Annotated in this window: 12 protein-coding genes; 1 reads left to right on the plus strand and 11 read right to left on the minus strand. The window is 63.5% G+C overall.

The genetic code is table 11. The features are described from left to right. Positions 1–56 precede the first annotated feature (56 nt). The 11 genes from AC07V9_RS23555 to tagH are packed head-to-tail and all read right to left on the minus strand — an operon-like array spanning position 57 to position 16,264. Positions 57–1,745, minus strand: coding sequence for a formylglycine-generating enzyme family protein (locus AC07V9_RS23555; RefSeq protein WP_495018089.1), 1,689 nt, complete (start codon positions 1,743–1,745; stop codon positions 57–59). Between the two features lie 37 nt (positions 1,746–1,782). After that, positions 1,783–2,985 (minus strand): ABC transporter permease, encoded by a 1,203-nt coding sequence (locus tag AC07V9_RS23560; protein ID WP_495018041.1) that lies wholly within the window; start codon positions 2,983–2,985, stop codon positions 1,783–1,785. Next, a complete protein-coding gene (locus AC07V9_RS23565) occupies positions 2,985–3,701 on the minus strand; it encodes an ABC transporter ATP-binding protein (RefSeq protein WP_495018042.1) in 717 nt (238 codons plus the stop codon). The genes AC07V9_RS23560 and AC07V9_RS23565 overlap by 1 nt, the downstream gene beginning before the upstream one ends. After that, a complete protein-coding gene (locus AC07V9_RS23570; RefSeq protein WP_495018043.1) occupies positions 3,701–6,763 on the minus strand; it encodes a serine/threonine-protein kinase in 3,063 nt (1,020 codons plus the stop codon). The genes AC07V9_RS23565 and AC07V9_RS23570 overlap by 1 nt, the downstream gene beginning before the upstream one ends. 10 nt (positions 6,764–6,773) lie before the next feature. Further along, entirely contained in the window at positions 6,774–7,505 is a 732-nt protein-coding gene (locus tag AC07V9_RS23575; RefSeq protein WP_495018044.1) for a PP2C family protein-serine/threonine phosphatase, read from the minus strand. Next, positions 7,506–8,159 carry a type VI secretion system-associated protein TagF gene (gene tagF, locus AC07V9_RS23580; protein ID WP_495018045.1) on the minus strand — a complete coding sequence of 218 codons (654 nt, stop codon included), beginning with the start codon at positions 8,157–8,159 and terminating at the stop codon, positions 7,506–7,508. Next, entirely contained in the window at positions 8,156–11,659 is a 3,504-nt protein-coding gene (gene tssM, locus AC07V9_RS23585; protein ID WP_495018046.1) for a type VI secretion system membrane subunit TssM, read from the minus strand. The genes tagF and tssM overlap by 4 nt, the downstream gene beginning before the upstream one ends. Then, positions 11,656–12,981, minus strand: coding sequence for a DotU family type VI secretion system protein (locus AC07V9_RS23590; RefSeq protein ID WP_495018047.1), 1,326 nt, complete (start codon positions 12,979–12,981; stop codon positions 11,656–11,658). The genes tssM and AC07V9_RS23590 overlap by 4 nt, the downstream gene beginning before the upstream one ends. Before the next feature lie 6 nt (positions 12,982–12,987). Beyond that, complete coding sequence (gene tssK, locus AC07V9_RS23595) at positions 12,988–14,322, minus strand: type VI secretion system baseplate subunit TssK (RefSeq protein ID WP_495018048.1); 1,335 nt, start codon at positions 14,320–14,322, stop codon at positions 12,988–12,990. A gap of 15 nt (positions 14,323–14,337) precedes the next feature. Next, positions 14,338–14,844, minus strand: coding sequence for a type VI secretion system lipoprotein TssJ (gene tssJ, locus AC07V9_RS23600; protein ID WP_495018049.1), 507 nt, complete (start codon positions 14,842–14,844; stop codon positions 14,338–14,340). Positions 14,845–14,896: 52 nt separating this feature from the next. Then, complete coding sequence (tagH, locus tag AC07V9_RS23605) at positions 14,897–16,264, minus strand: type VI secretion system-associated FHA domain protein TagH (protein ID WP_495018050.1); 1,368 nt, start codon at positions 16,262–16,264, stop codon at positions 14,897–14,899. A gap of 390 nt (positions 16,265–16,654) precedes the next feature. Here tagH and tssA point away from each other — a divergent pair, with 390 nt between their 5' ends. Beyond that, on the plus strand, positions 16,655–17,668 hold the full coding sequence (gene tssA / locus AC07V9_RS23610) for a type VI secretion system protein TssA (protein WP_495018051.1): 1,014 nt from the start codon (positions 16,655–16,657) through the stop codon (positions 17,666–17,668). The last annotated feature ends 11 nt before the right edge of the window (positions 17,669–17,679 follow it).

Genomic DNA, 17,679 nt, shown 5'->3' on the forward strand with positions numbered 1-17,679 from the left:
ACGCCGGCTGGCAAAGGCCTGACCGGACTCCCTTTAAGCTCGCTGGACGACGGCCGTCATGGCTGCGCGGCCGAAGCGAGCAATTCCTTCAGAATCGCCTGTGGGTCCGCGCGCTTTTGCTGGCGGTAACTGCTCACATGACGAACGAATAACGTGGCGCGGGCGACCAGGCTCTTGCCCAGCACCGGCTTGCGATTGAGTTCTTCCTTGACCCGCTGGAACTGCGCCTGAATCACCGCGTCGGTGTAGCGCGTGCCGGTGGCAAGGTTGTCGATGTAGATCGCGACTGCGCCGTCGAGAGCGCTGGTGCCGTTTTCGATGGCCCCGGCGAACAGCTTCGCGCTGGCCTCATCCTTGGCGTCGAGGGCCTGCTTCTGGCTTTTGCGCAGATTGGTCAGGCGGATGTTGTAGTTGTTGATGGTCTCAGCGACGAGGGCCGAGGACTGGATCAGGTTGCCCGCCGCCTCCTCGCGCTGCTGGGCGATCAGCGAGACGTTGCGCTTGAGCTCCTCGTTGACCAGCCCCAACTCGGCCTGCAGGCGCGGATCGGTGCTGGCGGCGATGATGGTGTCCAGACGCTTGGTCGGGTCCTGAGCGTCGTCGATGGCGTCGGTCAGCGAAGCCAGTCGACCCTCTTTCTGCCACTGCTCGAACAGCTCTTTATAGCGAGAGCGAGGCGCTGACAGCGCGCCGATGGCGACGCGGAAACCCGTGGTGTCATTGCTCTGCTCAGTGCCGTCGGCGGCGAACAACGGGTATTCGCGGCGCATGCCGGTGAACAGCGTGCCTTCGCCCTCCAGATAATTACCGCCCTTGGCCACAAAGCCGCCATAGGTGCCCTGACGCCGCCCGGCGTGCACCAGCTGGAAGGACTCCTGAACCATTTCGGCGGCATTGCCGATCACGTCGAACAGGCCGATGGGGTTGGGCAATTTGGTGCCAATGGGCATCAGCCGCGCGGCCTGCCCGGTGCCGCCTGCAACCTGGTTGTACACCGCCCAGTCGCCCAGCGGGCCGTCTTCTTCGCTGCCCTCGACGCGACGGGGAAACAGGCGCCCTTCCAGCTCCTGACGACTCACCGCCTGCCCGCCTCGGGCGGCGTATTCCCACTCGACCTCGGTGGGCAGACGCACAAAGCCGAGGCCGCCATCGTCATCGCTTTTGCCACGCCCGCTAACCGGCAGCAGATCGCGGTGGTACTTCATCAGCCAAGCGCTATAGACCGCCGAGAAGCGCTCGGCCTCAAAGCGCGACAGCTTGACCTTGGGCAGCCGCCCAACCATGCCTTCCGGCGCTTCGCAGGCCGGGGCTGGCTCGCCGCTGGCCAGGGATTGCGCCTGGGACATGACCTGCGCGTACTGACGCGCGGTGACTTCGTACTTGCCGATGAAATACAGCATCGGCTTGAGCGGCGTGCTGCCCTCGGTTTTCGGCAATTGCGGGGCGATGGTTTTACGCCAGTCGCCGGGCAAGTCGGCCAAGGTGAACTGGCCGTTGATGAAGTCGCGGCGATAGCCTGAGATGAACGACTGTTTGTAGCCTGCCTCGCCTTCGCTGAAGGGGTAACCCAGGCTGACTTCGCGATCGTCCAGCGACCCTTGCGCCAGCACGTAGACGTAGCGAAACACCATTTCGCCGTCGCATGGCAGCGGCAGGACAACGTCGTCCGCCAGCGGCTTGGGGTTGTCCAGCGTATTTTCATCAGCGGCCACGGCCAGCGATGACAGGCTCAGGCAAGCGCACATCAGTGCGGCGGCCCCTAAGGGAAAAGCCCTGCGCCATTCAGACATCTCGTATTCCTTCGCAAGCTTGGATGCGCGCCACGCGCCAGCCGCCCAGCGCCGCAGCAGTCGCGCTGGCGCCGAGCACAGCCAGCAAGGCCACGCAGTAATGACGTAACAGCAAATGGCTGGCGTACTCGCCCGGCACCTGCACGAAAAGATGATTGAGGCCGCGCTCGGCCAGGGCGTAGAGCCCGAAACTGATGGCCGCTGCCAGCACGCCGCTGTACAGCGCTTGCAGCGTGACGAATAGCAGCAGAGCCCCGGTGCTGAAGCCCAGCAGCCGCAACACCGACAGCTCTCGACGTTTGCGCTCCACCGCCGCCAGTGCCCCGGCAAACACCGCCGCGACGGCGCCCACGACCGCCAGCGCGGCAATGATCCAGAACACCAAGGTGAGGTTGCGGCTCAGGGACTGCACCTGAGCGATGGTTTGCGCCTGGGTGGAAACCAGCAGGTGCTGCCCGGCGAAATACAGGCGCAGCGGCTCGACATCATCGAGGCTGCGGGCGTACAGGCGGAACGCTGGAAACACGCGCGCCTCGCTGACTGTTCGACCCTCGCCAGGCCAACCGAATGCCTCGACCCCACGGCCGTCGCGATAATCTTCAACGGCCTCCAGAAGCGGCAACGAGGCAAAAATTCCGTCGCGTCCGAAGGCCTCCAGCGGCAGCACCGCCGACACCTGCAATCGGGTGCGCTCAGTCTGTGTCACGCCCGAAACCTGACGGGTGAACGCAGCGTCCAGCCAGTCACCGGCCCTGGCACCGAGTTTTTCGGCGGCGGTTTTACTGAGCACAATCTGATCCATCGCACTCGGCGCCTGCGCATCGCCCAGCAGGGGATCCCCGGCAGCGGTGGGGATCATTTCGACATTCAGCGCCTGATCCTGATCGGGCATCGAGAGATCAGCTGTGGCCGCGATCTGTCGTGTGCGCGGCAGGGTGAAGGCGACATCGGGGCGCCTGGCCAGTGTGCCGACGAATTCCGCACTGAAACGCCCGCCGCCCATGGGGATGACTTCGCGCACTGTGGGGTCGCGCTCAAGCCGTTCGGTGAGGCTGCCGACCAGCCCGAACTTGAGGCCGAACAGGACCAGCAACGGCGCGATTACCGCCACCAAAGCCAACACCGCGCACGCCGACAAGCGCGCATCGGCGCGGTAGTCCTGCCAGGCCAGCGACACCACCAGAGCGAGGCGCATCAGTGCTCGCCCTCCAGCGTTGCCGTCACGCCGCCGTCGGCATCACGCACGCAAGCGATACGCAGAGGCTGCAAGCCGGCCTGCTCTGCGAGGGCTTCATCGTGAGTCGCGATCACACAGCAGGCGCCCTGCTCGCGGGCGCGGCCCAGCAGCAGTTGCATGACGCGCATGGCGTTGAGCGGGTCCAGCGCTGCTGTGGGTTCGTCTGCCAGCAACAGCGGCGGATTGTGCGCCAGGGCCCGGGCGCAACTGACCCGCTGACGTTGCCCGACGGAAAGCTGCTGCGGCCTCTTATTCAGTTGTTCGCCCACTTCCAGTTGCGCAGCCAGACGCTCCACCGTGCCGTCATCGCGCATGCCCAGCAGCTTGCGCGGCAGGCCGATGTTGTCGTGCACATTCAGATAACTCAGCAGCCCGCCCGTCTGCAGCACATAGCCGATCTGCCGACTGCGCAGCTGCGCCAATTCGTCTCGTCGCGCGTCACGCCACAGCCCGCTTACATCAATGTCGCCGCCCGGGCGTGCGAACTCGAAGCGCTGCGAGGCGTCCGGCGCCAGCGCCAGCGCCAGCAGGTCGAGCACGGTGCTTTTGCCTGACCCGCTCGGACCCACCAGCGCCCATTGCTGACCGGCCGCCAACTCCAGATGCGGGATCACCAGGCTGTAACGCTGGCGGCCCTCGCCTCGCGTTTTGCGCACCGCTTGCAGGCTCATCATCACGGCAGCGTCGACAGCGGAACGCGGTACAGCGCATCACCCGGCTCGGCATCGCCGAAACGGACCCAGTTGGCCAGATCATTGTGGAAGGTTTCATAGAGGCGGATCTTCGAATCCAGCTCGTCGATGAAATCCTCCTGCTCGGCCACGCTCAGCGACAACCACAAATCCTGAGTCATGCTCAGCGACTTGCTGCGGTACGGCAGGCCTTCCAGGTATTCGCCCAGCACGCCGCTCTGGGCGAGGTTGCCGCCCTTGCGCAAGGCCGAAGGATCGCGGCTCATGTAGGCACTGGCGCTGGCGATTTCCTGAAAGAAATCCTTGGGCGAGCTTTGCGTCTTGCGCGCGGCATCGACGATCAGTTTCAGCGACTGTTGCAGGTCATTGAGCTGCAATTTGCTGAGCATCACGCACACCTGAAACTCCGGCTGCGCGGGATTGGTCAGGTCGCGGTCGGCGGTCCAGGCGCTGACCAGTTGCGGCGCGCGCACGCCGGTCTGTTGGCCGAGGAAATCCATGCGCATCGCATAGCCAATGGCTGCGGATTTGTCGGCCACACTCGGGGCCGAAGGCAACGACGGCGCGACTTGCGGCTGGTTGCTGCGCACCTGATGCACGAGATCCGCGAACACCGAGCCGATTTCCGACACGCGCTCGCCGAATTTCTGCACATCGCCGCCCGGCACCGGCACATAGAGGTCGCCGATCTGTGGGTTGGCGTCGGCGGTCAGGGTGCGGTACTGCTGCTCGGCGAAGGCGTGGTTCTTTTTGCCTGCTTCGGTTTTCAGGTGCAGGGCGTAGATCTTGATCTGCTTGCCCAGCGCGGCCTGACGCACTTCGGCTTCGTTCATCTGGGTGCTGCTGAAGGGGTCGTTCTTGCGCAGGGAACCGGCGTCGCTCACCAACAGAATCAGGCGCCCGCCATAGCCCGACCAATCCATGCCGTTGACCGCCTGCATCACTCCGGCAAAGGCATCTTCATTGAAGGAGTGGCTCGACACATTGGTGGCCTTGACCTGCCGCGCCAGCTCGAGAAAACGCTGAGGGTCCCGGCCTTGATCCAGCGTGACCAGGGTCTTGGCGAGGTATTCCAGGCCCGGCGTCTTGCTGACGTTATTGCGGAATCCCACCAGGCCAAAGCTCACGCTGTCCAGCTCGCCGCGCTGACCAATCTGTTTCTGCAGCTCGGCGATGACGTCACGCACCTGATCGATGTAGGGCTGCATCGACACCGAAGTGTCGACGACCAACACCACGCCAGTACGAAAGGCGTCCTTGCTGGCAGCGGTCTTGATTGTCTCGCCTGAAGCCGTGCGCTGCGGCGTGTTGCCGGGGTCGATGGAGGCGACGTTGAGCAACTGAACCGGCTGGCCGTTCTGGTCGAAGGTCTCTTTGGCGTCGAAGATCGGCAGCAGGTAGAACTGGTTCTGCGGCACTGCGCTGGCGGCCGGCTCCAGGGCCAGCACCTGCTGGGTGTCCTCAGCGTTCTTCTGCGCGTTAAGCAGCAGTTTTTTCGCTGCCGCCGGATCGTTCAGCAGTTTTTCCAGCTGCTTGGGCTCGCGCAGGAACATCGCTGGCGCACGCCCGGACCGCTCGCTGAACTTCAGCACCAGACTCTGCTTCCAGTCGCTGACCTGATTGGCCGGCAACCAGCCTTCGCTGTGCCCGTCGCTGGCGGCGCCCACTCGCAGCCATTCAGCGCCATTCACCTGCTTGCGCTGATAGACGTAGAGCACTGAAAACGCCGGAAGCGCCTGTTCCCCGGACGCGCCTGCATCGGCGGAAAACTTCGCACCCGGCTTGCTCAGAACACGCTGAAAGAGGGTTTTCTTGTTGGCCATCAGCAACGGACGACCGCCACCATCGGCATCGGTCACCGGGGTTTGAACCGGGGGCTCGATAACAGGGGGTTTGTCAGGGGTTACCGGCGACTTGGTGCTGGAGGCAGGCGTGGACGAAGCAAGCGCTGTCGACGCCACCGCAGGTTTGTCCTGCCCCAACCACCAATAGCCCGCGATGCCCAACCCGAGTGCCGCCGCTATTGCGACGCCAAGCAGCGCCAGCACCGGGCCTTTGCGCTGCTCTGCGCTGTTTGAGTTGTCAAGCACAGGCACCGGGCGCGGCGGCGGAGCGGGTTGCGCAGGCGGCGTGTCGGGGATGTCGATGGAGACCGGGGTCAGGCCCGCGAGATCATCCTTGGGTTTAGGCTCGACGTGAAAATCCGCAGGTGGCAATGGCAACACACGGATCATGGTTGCGTCGTTGTCTTGCACCGGCAGGTTGTCCAGCGCGGCGATCAGCTCGGCAGCATCGGAAAAACGCTCTTCACGATCCTTGGCCAGCAAGCGCGTGAGGATGTGCTGGTAACGGCCATGGTGAATCGGCAACTCAGGCAACGGCTCGGTGAGATGCGCCAGAGCGGTCGAGAGCGCATCGGTGCCGTTGTAAGGCAGCTTGCCGACGAGCATTTCGTAGAGCACGACGCCCAACGCATAGAGGTCGGCGCGGCCATCGATCTCCAGGCCACGGGCCTGTTCGGGGCTCATGTAACTCGGCGTGCCGACGGCAAACCCCGCCTGAGTGAACTGGGTGCGGTCATCCAGGGATTTGGCGATGCCGAAGTCCGACAGCACCGCCGAACCGTTGGCACGAAAGAGGATGTTGGCGGGTTTCACGTCGCGATGAACCAGCCCCTGCGCGTGGGCGTAACCCAGTGCCGAAGCGATCTGGCGAATGTAAGTCAGGCCCTGCTCGGCGCTCATGCCGGCGGCGACGCGCTCTTTGAGCGTGCCGTTGGGCAGGTACTCCATGGCCATGTAATACAGGTCGCCGACGTTGCCGATGTCGTGAATGGTGACCGTGTGCGGGTGCGACAGGCGCGCCAGGGTCTTGCCTTCGCGCAGGAAGCGTTCGCAAAACGTCGAGTCGGCTGCCAGCGCGGCTGCCATGATTTTCAGGGCGACCTTGCGCTCCAGCGAGCGTTGCGTGGCGAGATAAACGGTAGCCATGGCGCCTTCGCCAATCTCGCCTTCTATGTCGAATCCGGGGATCTGTATGTTCATGCGCAGGTCTTCAGGAGGCTTTGACGACAATGGCCGTGATGTTGTCGGGGGCGCCCCGGGTCAGTCCCAGATGCACCAGGCTGCGGACCACCTGATAGGGGTCGGCGTGGCCCAGCACATCGCGAATTTCGTGGTCTTCGGCGGTCTTGTTGAGGCCGTCGCTGCACAGCAGCCAGGTGTCGCCGGGCAGGATGTCAAGGTTGAGCATCGCCACCTCCAGCGCATCGTCGACGCCAACGGCACGGGTGACGATGTTCGCGCGAGGGTGCACGCGAGCCTCGGCTTCGCTGAGCAGGCCGCTGTCCTGCAGGTCCTGGACGTAACTGTGGTCGCGGGAGATACCGATCAGCTCGCCATCGCGCAGCCGATAAAGGCGGCTGTCGCCGGCCCACAGGCAGACGCCCTGATCGCCGCGTACCGCCAGCGCCACCACGGTGCTGCCCATCATGCTCAGACCCCGGCGCAGCGTTTCGCTGCGCACCGTCGCGTTGACCTCGGTGAGGGCGGTTCGCAATGCGCAGGTGTAGATCGACAGCGCATCGACCGGTTGTGCACGCCGCAGGCTGTCGACGATCAGACTGGCGACGTAATCCCCCGCCGCGTGGCCGCCCATGCCGTCGGCAACCGCCCACAAGCCGTTTTCCGGCAGCTCGAGAAAGGCATCTTCGTTGACCTGCCGCACCATGCCCACATGGCTATAGCTGGCAGAGCGGTATTGAAGAATGTGAGGTCGCGCAGGCATCTAAATGGACGCTCCTTGTCCCAGCAGGTAGCTGCCGAATTCGTCGGCATCGGGTAGGCCTTGGCAACGCATCAGGCCCGGCGCGATGCGCTCGGAACCCTTGCCCCACCACAGGCTCGCGCCTTCACAGGCGAGCTCTGCCAGCATGCGGCGTCGGCTGTCCGGATCGCTCGCGTCGGTACGCTGTAACCCGGCAAAGCGGCTGATCGGCTCCCGTATCGCAGTCGGCAGAAAGCCCAGAGAAGACACGCTATCGTCGAACACCGGGAAATCGGCGCTTTCGTCCAGCGTCGACAGCATCAGCGCCTCGACCTGCTCGAACCACGCATCCGGCGCGCTCGCCAGTGCTGCCAGCGATTGGTCCGGTTCCAGCATCTGCGCGACGGTGAGGGGGAAATAACGCCCCACCCGATCGATGCTCGGCATCAGCACGCCCACCACCGCATCAGGTCCACACACACCTGCGGCCAATGCAAAACGCCACAATGGGCTGACCAGATAAGCGCTGAGCCAATCCTCGCCCAATTGCTGCTGGCTGACGTGCAGCCCCGCCGCCAGCCAGGTGTCCCAAGGCTGAATGAAACTCTGCGGCAAACCGCGACTGACAAAATCACCACGACTGGCCAACTTGCCGTAAAAACCCAGCGTCGTCATAACCGCTCCGGCAGGCTGAAGCCGCTCAACACACGGCTCTTGAACGGGTTGAAGGCACTGTTAGCGCGCAGCTCGTAGGAAATGCTGGCGCTGTCGACCCGCAGCCGCAGGTTGAAGCGATCGGGCGAGCCACCGGCCACCAGGTCCGACTGTTCCAACAGGCGGAACCACGCCCACGGCCCATCCAGCGTGATGCCCGAACGGCCGCTGGCGGCAGGCGGTGAGATCGACAGGCGCACCACGCCAATGCTGCCGGGGTTGGGCCATTGCATCGCCACCGGGCGGCTGGGGCCGTGGTCGTAGCTGATCTGCTGGCCGTCGAGGTCAAGCAGGAACTGAGTGATCGAGGCGTCCATCGCCACCGGTTTTAGCTCGAAGCGCACGGTCGGCTGCACGCCACCTGCACGGAAAAACGCATCGCGAATCGCTGCCGCGCGCTGGAAGGTCTGCAACACGGATGCATCGATGCCCAGCTTTTGCGCCGCCCCCGGCTGCCAGCGCCAGGCCGATGCCGAGGTGTCCACGTAGGCTTGCAGGTATTTGCGGAAGTAATTGTCCATCACCCCGCCGACACCGAAAAACTGGCCGAAGTCATCCAGCGTGGCATCCCGCGCACTGCCGGGCGCCAGTGGATAACGACCACTCAAGGACTGGCGATAGACGTTCACCACATCGCTGACCCACGCGGCGTTCAGCTGATTGCGCACGCCACCCATCATGGTATTCGTCGTCGAACTCACAACTGATTTCACCAGGCTTTGCACCACCGGCGGCTGACGCTCGGCGTTCAAATTGACCCGCGTAGCAGCAGCGCTCGCCGAGTTTTTCGCCTCGCCAAGCAACGCATCGCCGCTGGCGCCAACCATCGCGCTGACCTGCACGTACAGCGCATTCATGTCCGCCAGCAGCCCATCGATCGCTGCAGGTTCGCCCTCGCCCTTGCTGACGAAGGCATTGAGCTCGGCGAAGTGCGCGCTGACCGGGTCCTCACTGGCCGCAGGCGCAGCGACGTTGCTGGCCTGCTCCTGGCCGAGAATCGAACCCAGGCGCTGCTTGAGCTGATCGACCCCGCCTTCGACCTTCTTGCCCTGCTCGGCCAGCAGCTTGTCTTCCTGCTGCAGGTTGGTTTCTTTGGCGACCGCCACCAGCAGTTTTTTCAGCGGCGAGGTCGACCCGGAGATCACCCGCAACACGTCGGCGGCCTGGGCCACGCTGGTGATCGGTACGAAGTCGATATCGGCGAGCAGCGCATCCCACTGGCGCTGGTAATCCTGAAAGTACAGGCGCCGCACATCGCCCGCGAGGCTGGCGACGTTCTGCTGATCGGCACGATCGAGCCCCAGCACCCACTGCTCTTCAGCCAGGGTGCCGGCCTGACTCAGGCTGGTGGCCAGAAACACCTCGCGATAGCCCTTGGCGGTGAAGAACCCACTCAACGGGTCGCCCAATGGTTTGCCGCTCTTGCGGGAAAACACCAGTGCGGCATCACGCCCGGCAGCGTCGGTGATACGGAAATCCGGCACGCTTTCGGGCAGCTTTTGACGTTTGACCCGGTCATAGACGCGCTGCGCTACGGGCAGTTGCTGCAGTTGCCGGCGAAGATCGTCGATCAGCCGTTGGTCCAGACGCGACGTCGGCGGGTGACGCTCGAACAGCGCCTGCAAGTGCTCGCCCAGTGCCTGACGCTGATCCGGTGGCAGGTCCCGTGGCAGGCTCTGGTCCCAGTCCAGCGCGACCCAGGCCTTGATGAAATCCGGGTCGTAGTGCTCGCTGTCGGCGAGCATGAGGTAGGCCTTCAAGCCTTCGTAAAGAAAGTCCGAACTGCCGCCGCTGCGCAATTGCTCTTCAACACGGGTCACCAGACGCGGCGCAAACACGGCAATCAACAGCTTGCGATACACGCTGCCAGATTCGGCTTCCAGCATGTCGCCCTGGTAAAGGCCCAGACCCTGGGACATGCCCGGCGGGTCGCCCGCCAGATGACGCACGGCGTTGAGCAACGGCAGCACGGCGAGCACGTCACGCTGCGCCGGGCTCAGGCTTTGCACGCTTTGTCCCAGCGGCGCGACCTTCTGATCGACCTGCGCAATGTAGGCCTGATTGGCGCGAAAGCTGATCAGCCACAGCGTGCCGACCACCAGCACCACCGCGACTGTCGCAGCCAGTACACCGCGTGCCAGCCACTTGCGCCGACGTTCGACCTTCGGGTTGACGCCCACCAGCCCGCGCTCGGCGAAGGCCACAGCGGTGAACAGTTTCTCGATGAAGTAGCTGCGACCGGTGCCGGTCTGGCGCGCCAAATGCTGACGATCCAGGTTCATGCTCTGGGCCATGGCGCCGATCAGTCGGTCGATCGGGCTGCCTTCCTGGGTGCCGCTGGTGAAATACACGCCGCGCAGCAGGGCGCGATCCTCGAACGCGTTGGGCTTGAACACCCCATCGAGGAAGCTTTGCAGGGTATCTTTCAGGGCGGCGAACTGTTGCACAAACCCGTAGATCAGATCGCGCCGCGCCGGGTCGCGTTCCTGTTGCAAACGCTCGACCAGACGCGCATTCAGGCGCTGCTCAAGCAACGCGAACTCGTTGAGGAAGTTCGTCAGGGGGCCGTCTGCCTGCTTGCCGTCGTCGAGCCCGAAGGTCATGCCCCAGACCTGACCACGCTCCTCTTTGCTCAGGGCGTCGAAGAACTCCATGAAGCCGGGCACCAGATCGAACTTGGTCAGCATGACGTAGATCGGAAAGCGCACGCCTAACTGGCTGTACAGCTCCTGAATCCGCGCCCGGATCGCGGCCGCGTGGGCTGCGCGTTCGGCTTCACTGCTCAGCAGTAGATCCGAAAGGCTGATGGCGATGAACGCGCCGTCGATAGGGCGACGAGAGCGTTGGGTTTTCAGCAGATCGAGAAAGCCCAGCCAGGCGGCCTTGTCGACTTGGGCGTGGCTGTCCTGCGTGGTGTAGCGGCCTGCGGTGTCGAGCAGCACCGCCTCATCGGTGAACCACCAGTCGCAGTTGCGTGTGCCGCCAACGCCGCGAATCGCCCCGGCACCCATTTGCGCCGCCAGCGGAAAATGCAGCCCGGAATTGACCAGCGCGGTGGTCTTCCCCGAGCCTGGGGGGCCGATGATCACGTACCACGGCAACTCGTAGAGACTGCGACGCTCGTCGCCGCCCAGGCGTGCTTTCTTCAGCAGCTTGAGCGCTTCGTCCATGCGCTGGCGCAAGGTGGCCAGCTCTTCTGCGGTAGCGACGCTGGCAGGGTCCGGCGCCGTTTCTGCCGCCAGACTTGCCATGACGTTCGCCGCGTGACGCCGCGCCTGAACGATGCGAAACACTCGCCAGGCGATCCAGATCACAAAAAGCAGGATGATCAACGCCCAGCGCCGACCTTCGGGCACCAGCACATCGAGTACCGGGCCGACGAACCAGATGATCAGGCTCAGCGCGATCAGCCCGAAAACCGGCACGACCCAGCGAATGACAAACCCTAAGAACGCCTTCACTCAACCCCCTCCGCCAATACTGTGATTTCAACCCGACGGTTTTTTGCGCGGCCCTCTGCCGAGGCGTTTGAGGCCACAGGCTCGGTGTCGCTGCGCCCTTCGGCGGAGAAGCGCTCGGGCTGGCCGGTCTTGGCCGCGAGGATCTGCAGCACCTGCTCGGCGCGGGCCTGGGACAGCGCCCAGTTGGACGGAAAACGCAGGGTGGCGATGGGACGGTTGTCGCTGTGGCCGGTGACGCGTACCTGGCCTTTGACTTTGCGAATGGCGTCGGCAATGCGCAGCATCAGCGGCTGAAAATCATCGACGATGGTGGCGCTGCCGGACGAGAAGATTTCATCGCCGCGAATGGTCACCACCGAGCGGTCCACGGCGTCTTCAACGGCCACTCGATTGGCCTTGATGTCGTCCACCAGAAAGCCCGCCAGACGCGGCCGTTCGACGACCTTGGGCTGCACGACCGCAGGCGTGATGGCCTGCACCGGAATCTCGCCCAGCGCATGAATATTCTTGAACACCGGCTCCGCATCGGCGGCCAGTTTCAGGCGCAGGCCGAACAGCAACAGCAGCAGCAACGCCACGCCAATCGCCACGCCCACCCACGGCGGCATGAATTGCGAAAGCCGGTCACGCGCCACTGTCAGCCCGCGCCAGTGAGGCGACAACTCGCGTTCGATCTCACCCCGAGCGCTGCGAATCGCGGCACTGGTGCGCTCACGCAAGACGTCCAGCTGGCTGCGACCATCGTTCATCACCCGATAGCGACCTTCAAAACCCAGGCTCATGCACAGGTACAAAAGCTCCAGCAGATACAGGCGTTCACGCGGGCTTTGCAGGCAATGTTCCAGCAGCTGAAACACCTTTTCGCCGCCCCAGGCTTCGTTGTGCACGGTGATCAACAGACTCTGTTTGCCCCACTCGCTGGTACTGCCCCAAGGCGTGCTGAGCACGGCTTCATCGAGGGCGGTGCACAGCGCGTACCGGGCGAGAAGAACCTCGTTGCGCACAATGCCGGCGGCCTCAGCGCGCTCTTCGAACTGGCGCAGATAACCCAATAACTGGGCCCGCAGGCTGGCCGGTGCGGGGTGGGCGATGGTGCTGCGCAAACGGGTGAGCATGGCGAGCAACGGGCCGGCGGCAGCTTCCAGCGGATTGAGGCCCTGGGCCTGGCCAATCGGCAGCGGCGCAGCAGGCACCGACAGCGGCGGTGGCGTGGGGCTTGCGTGCGCAGCGGGCTGCGGGCCTCGTCCGCCGGGGCGCGGCATGAATTGTGTGCGGTCGTTTCCGGGCATCGGCGGATTGAACGGTTCGTCGTGGGAAGGCATCGCGCGTTATCCTCGGATGGCCCAGAAAGCCAGGTTCAAGCCCGGAAACTCACCCGCCACGTGGAACGCGAAGCCGCCCGATTGCCCGAGCTGCTTCCAGTGTTCGCTGCCGCGATCCAGCTCGTAATACGTGGAACCCGCGTGAAACGGGATCTGCCGAGGCGCGACCGGCAACGGCAGCAGGCTGATGCCCGGCAGCTGCAGGTTGACCAGATCACGAATGTGCTCCACCGAACCGATCTTGCTCTGCTGGGCGAAACGGCCGCGCAGGGTTTCGCTGGGCATGTCGGCGCGCACCACCAGAATGAAACTGGCGTTGTCGATCAGGGTGCGGTCGGTGAGCATGGCCACGTGAATGCCATAGGCTTTCTCGACGATCGGAATTGGTGTGGCTTTGCTGTCGATCAGCATCGACAGCGCCTCGCGCAAGGCCTGAATGACCGGAGCGAAGCTCACGGCGAGATTGTCATGCTGGTACGGGCCAAATGCCTGGGGCCTGCGTCCGACGCTGGAAAACGTCGCGAACTCCCCCGCCAGGCTGACCAGCTCGCTGTAAAAACGCTCAGGGTGCAGCGGGGTCAATTCGCTCAGATGACGAATCAACGGCTCAGCCCGGTTGACCAGTTGCAGCAGCATGAAATCGGCAATTTCCGAGGCGCCTCCAGCACCGGATGCAACGACACGCCCGGCCAGCGCTTCGCCGCGCTGATGCAGCAAGCCGGACAGCTCATTGCGAAACGCGGTCAGCGGCTTGGAAGCCGTGACGTCGAGCACCGGCGGGATGTAGCCCTGATCGAGGACCAAGGAGCGGTCGGCGCGTTTTTCCTTGATGCATACCACGCCAATCGCTGCGTAGTCGCTCAAGCCGTCCTTCTCGGTCAGCAGGCGCAATGCCCGCGCGCCCACGGCAACCGGGGCGCGATTCTCGAACGGTGCGTTGTCGTCGCGGACCTCGCGCACCTGGCTGACAAAACGCGCGCCGCCTGACGGCTCGCCCTCATCCACGGTGTCCCGCTGACCCGCGCGCTTGAGCGGCAGGGCCAGATACACCAGCCCGTCGCGCAGCGTGTCATCGATGTTAAGCGGGCTGGGTGCCACATCGTCATGGGGAATGTTGAACGGCGTGCCATCCGGCAGCAGGCCCCGCGCCGAGGTGATCGCCAGCTTGCCCTGAGCCAGCAGACCTTCATCCAGCGACAGCTCGGAAAAACCCCAGGCCCCGGCCGACAGCGGGCGGCTGCGGGCGTCGATCAGGTTTTCCAGGTAGCGGTCATGCTGCTGAAAGTGCTGTGTTCCGATGAACATGCCTTCCGACCAGACCACACGATTGTTCCAGGACATGGGTTCTCCGATTGTCTATTGCGCGGGGCGGGTGGGATGGGTGGCGGCATCGTTGCTGACAGCGCGGGGGGCGAGGCCGATCTGAAACTCACGGGCCTCGCGCGGAGTAACGTCGAGCAGCAGGCGCCATTGCGCGCGATCGATTTCGCGATAGCCGACCACCAGCCCGACTTGACGCGTGGCGGCGTTGAGGGTGCGATCGACACTGAGTTGCTGGCCGGGCTGAAGCAGCACCTCGTCCTGATCGAGCAGATCAGGGCCCAAGGTCCCTGGAGCACGTTCAGCGAGGGCGAAGTAATCGGCGCGGCTGAAACCTGCGGTGTTCTTCAACTCGAAAATCCGCACGCGCACAGGCGCGGGCACGCCGTTGGCGCCGGGGTTGAGGCCCTCGGCAGCGTTGAAATGCAGCGCAATGGTGGTGATGTCAGCGGTCTTTTCGACCGGCTGAGGCGATTCCGCGTTTTTGGCACACGCGATCAGCAACAGCGCCATGGCTGCGGCCGATACAACTCTTCGAAACATCCTGCGTCCTCATGACGTACTGACTGTCTATCCGTTTTTCCATGTGCGCCCCTTACAGGCGCCGCAGCCGTGCGCTGTGCTCCTCGTACGCACGACTGAATTCGCGGCCGAACAGGACCTGAAAATCCTCTTCCGCTTCGCGGGAAATCTGTGTGTAAAGCTCGGTGAATTGCTGCCAGTGCTGGGCCTGACGGGAGCCGAACAGGTTGGATAACGCGCCCGGCTTGCCCATGCGCGCCTCAAGCTCCGCGGGTTCGAAACGCTTGAGCAGCGCCTTGATCGCGGCCTCGACCCCGGCCATGACGGCCAGTTGGTGGGCGCGCAAATCGTCGAAGCTGTCGGCAATGGCCTGATCCGGGGGCATGAACGCCTGATTGCCGTGACGCAGCAGCAAGAGCAGCGCCTCATCGGCATTGGGGGCGAACTTGAGCGGGTTGTTTTCCACCGGGCGAATCATGGTCTGCTGCATGCGGAATTCGCCCTTGAGGCTGCTGCGCGCACGCAAGACATCGATCAAACCCTCCACCATCAGCCGATAACTGCGCCCGATGGCCTCCATCTGCAACTCCACCTGCGCAGTGTCGAGGCGCAACCGGTCCAGACCTGCGCCACGCAAAAATGCAGTGAGCAGATCAGGTTGGGCATCGCCGCAGGCAACCGGGCGCGACTCGGCGACCGGGGTTGGCGATGCTTCGGCTACAGGCTCAGCGGCGGGTAGCGGCACGGGCTCGGCCTGCACCCCTGTCGGCGCAATCGGCGCTTTGGGCATGTCGGCGAACAGATCCCAGTCTTCCGGAATCACACCCGCACCGGTGACCGGTGTGGGCTGGGCAACCGGGATCGGCGTCTGTGGAACAGGGGGGCGGAAATCATGGCGTTCGACGGGCACGTGATCCGATCGGGTGGCCGGCGGCACGCTGGAAGGGGTCAGGAAATCGAACAAGTCGGGGAAGGTGTCGTGGGCCGCGCCACCCTGAAAATGCGCGGTCGGCGTCACGTCCAGCGGGACCGGTGCAGCGCTGTTCTGACGCCCCAACAACGCTTCAAAACTGTCGGATGAGTCAACGTGTGGAACACCCGAGGAAGACAGACCTGTTTCGAAGTCAATTCGTGCTCGAATTTCATAGTCGCCGATGCGGATAATTTCGCCGTTCTCTAACGGCTCGCTGTTTCCGCGACGCAGTCGAATACCCGAGTTGACCAGCTCTACGCCGTTAGTGCTGTTGTCGGTAATGAAGTACCGGCCGTCTTTATATTGGATGACGCAATGCCTAGAAGAAACAAGGCGTTCGGGGTCGGGAAGTACCCAGTCATTTTCTTGACTGCGGCCAATTGCCATCACCCCTTTATCCAGCGATTTCTCGGGGATCTGGCCAGGGGTTATCTTGTGGTAACTGGTAATAGTCAAACAGAGCGACACTTCGCCTCCTTGCTTGCACACGACCGCCCTGAGCACAGGCGCAACGGCCTGAGCATGACAGTCGAATCTCGTGCAGAAACGCTCAAATACCGGGTTTAATCGCGCCATCTACGGGCTTTGGCGCGATTCTACACACACCTGCGTGACACTCGTACAGCCCGTGACCGGGCAGTCCCGACGCTGTTAGCTACATCACAACTGTCACAGAGGGCGCATAGCTTACCTTGACAAGCGATAACTTCCACACCAAAAATGCACAACTTTCCAAACTTGCATGATGTCTCCGTGACATCACAGATCACATAGAACAAAGAATGTTCCGCAGTTAACGTAGGAAATTTCTCACGCTAACTAACTGGCTATCCGCACCCGATAAGGAGATCGATTTTGGTGGATGTTCCGTTGTTGCTCGCCGCAGTTTCAGCGAACTCTCCGTGTGGCGATGATCTGGAATACGACGCGGACTTTCTGCAGTTGGAACGCGACGCGCAGGGCAAGCCAGAGCGTACGATGGGTGATTCGGTTCACCCTGCCGAACCGCCACAATGGCGGCAGATCGAACAGTCCAGCATCGCGCTTCTGCAACGCAGTAAAGACCTGCGAATCACCCATTTCCTTCTCCAAAGTGCCTTGGCCCTCGACGGGTTTCCCGGGCTGGCCAACGCCCTGACGCTGATCAGCGATCTGCTCGGGCAATACTGGCCGACGCTCTATCCGCAACTCGACGCGGACGACGACAACGACCCCACCGTTCGCATAAACGCCCTCTCCGGCATCGCCTGTGACACCAATATCCGCCTGCTGCGGGAAAGCCTGCTGACCCGCTCGCGAACGTTCGGTCCGGTCAGCCTGCGCGCGGCCCTGAACGCCAGCGGCCTGCAGAGCTTTTCCGATGAAACCCTGACCCCTGATGAACTGGCCGGCGCCCTGCGTGACAGCGATGCCGATCAGCTGTCGGCCCTGCGCTCGGCCCTGCAAGAGGCGCACAGCACCGCCGACGCCATCGAACATTACGTCTCCGGACAAGTCGGCTCGGCTCAGGGCGTGGATTTGTCCGCCCTCAAGCAACCGCTCAAGCAGGCGCTGCACATTCTCGGCGAGTACGCCCCCGGCGGCGTGGCCCCCGAAACGCCTGGCCCTGACGCTGATGAGCCGTTGCCCACGGAGCACACCACTACAGCTGCGCCACGTGTGTCTGGCGAGATCGCCAACCGCGACGACGTGACCCGAAGCCTGGACCGAATTCTTGCTTACTACGCCCGTCACGAGCCATCGAGCCCGCTGCCGGTGCTGCTCAACCGGGCGAAGAACCTCGTGCACGCCGACTTCGCAGCCATCGTGCGCAATCTGATTCCCGACGGTATGTCCCAGTTCGAAAACCTGCGCGGTCCCGACGCCGAGTAAACCGGTTCGCT

Source organism: Pseudomonas sp. GW821-FHT02A11 (assembly GCF_059421985.1).

Excerpts from the sequence above, each read along its gene's own strand:
- tssK (WP_495018048.1), bottom strand. The coding sequence starts at position 14,322 with ATGTCCTGGAACAATCGTGTGGTCTGGTCGGAAGGCATGTTCATCGGA.
- AC07V9_RS23560 (WP_495018041.1), bottom strand. The coding sequence starts at position 2,985 with ATGCGCCTCGCTCTGGTGGTGTCGCTGGCCTGGCAGGACTACCGCGCC.
- tagF (WP_495018045.1), bottom strand. The coding sequence starts at position 8,159 with ATGACGACGCTGGGTTTTTACGGCAAGTTGGCCAGTCGTGGTGATTTT.
- tssJ (WP_495018049.1), bottom strand. The coding sequence starts at position 14,844 with ATGTTTCGAAGAGTTGTATCGGCCGCAGCCATGGCGCTGTTGCTGATC.
- AC07V9_RS23555 (WP_495018089.1), bottom strand. The coding sequence starts at position 1,745 with ATGTGCGCTTGCCTGAGCCTGTCATCGCTGGCCGTGGCCGCTGATGAA.
- AC07V9_RS23590 (WP_495018047.1), bottom strand. The coding sequence starts at position 12,981 with ATGCCTTCCCACGACGAACCGTTCAATCCGCCGATGCCCGGAAACGAC.
- AC07V9_RS23570 (WP_495018043.1), bottom strand. The coding sequence starts at position 6,763 with ATGAACATACAGATCCCCGGATTCGACATAGAAGGCGAGATTGGCGAA.
- AC07V9_RS23575 (WP_495018044.1), bottom strand. The coding sequence starts at position 7,505 with ATGCCTGCGCGACCTCACATTCTTCAATACCGCTCTGCCAGCTATAGC.
- AC07V9_RS23565 (WP_495018042.1), bottom strand. The coding sequence starts at position 3,701 with ATGATGAGCCTGCAAGCGGTGCGCAAAACGCGAGGCGAGGGCCGCCAG.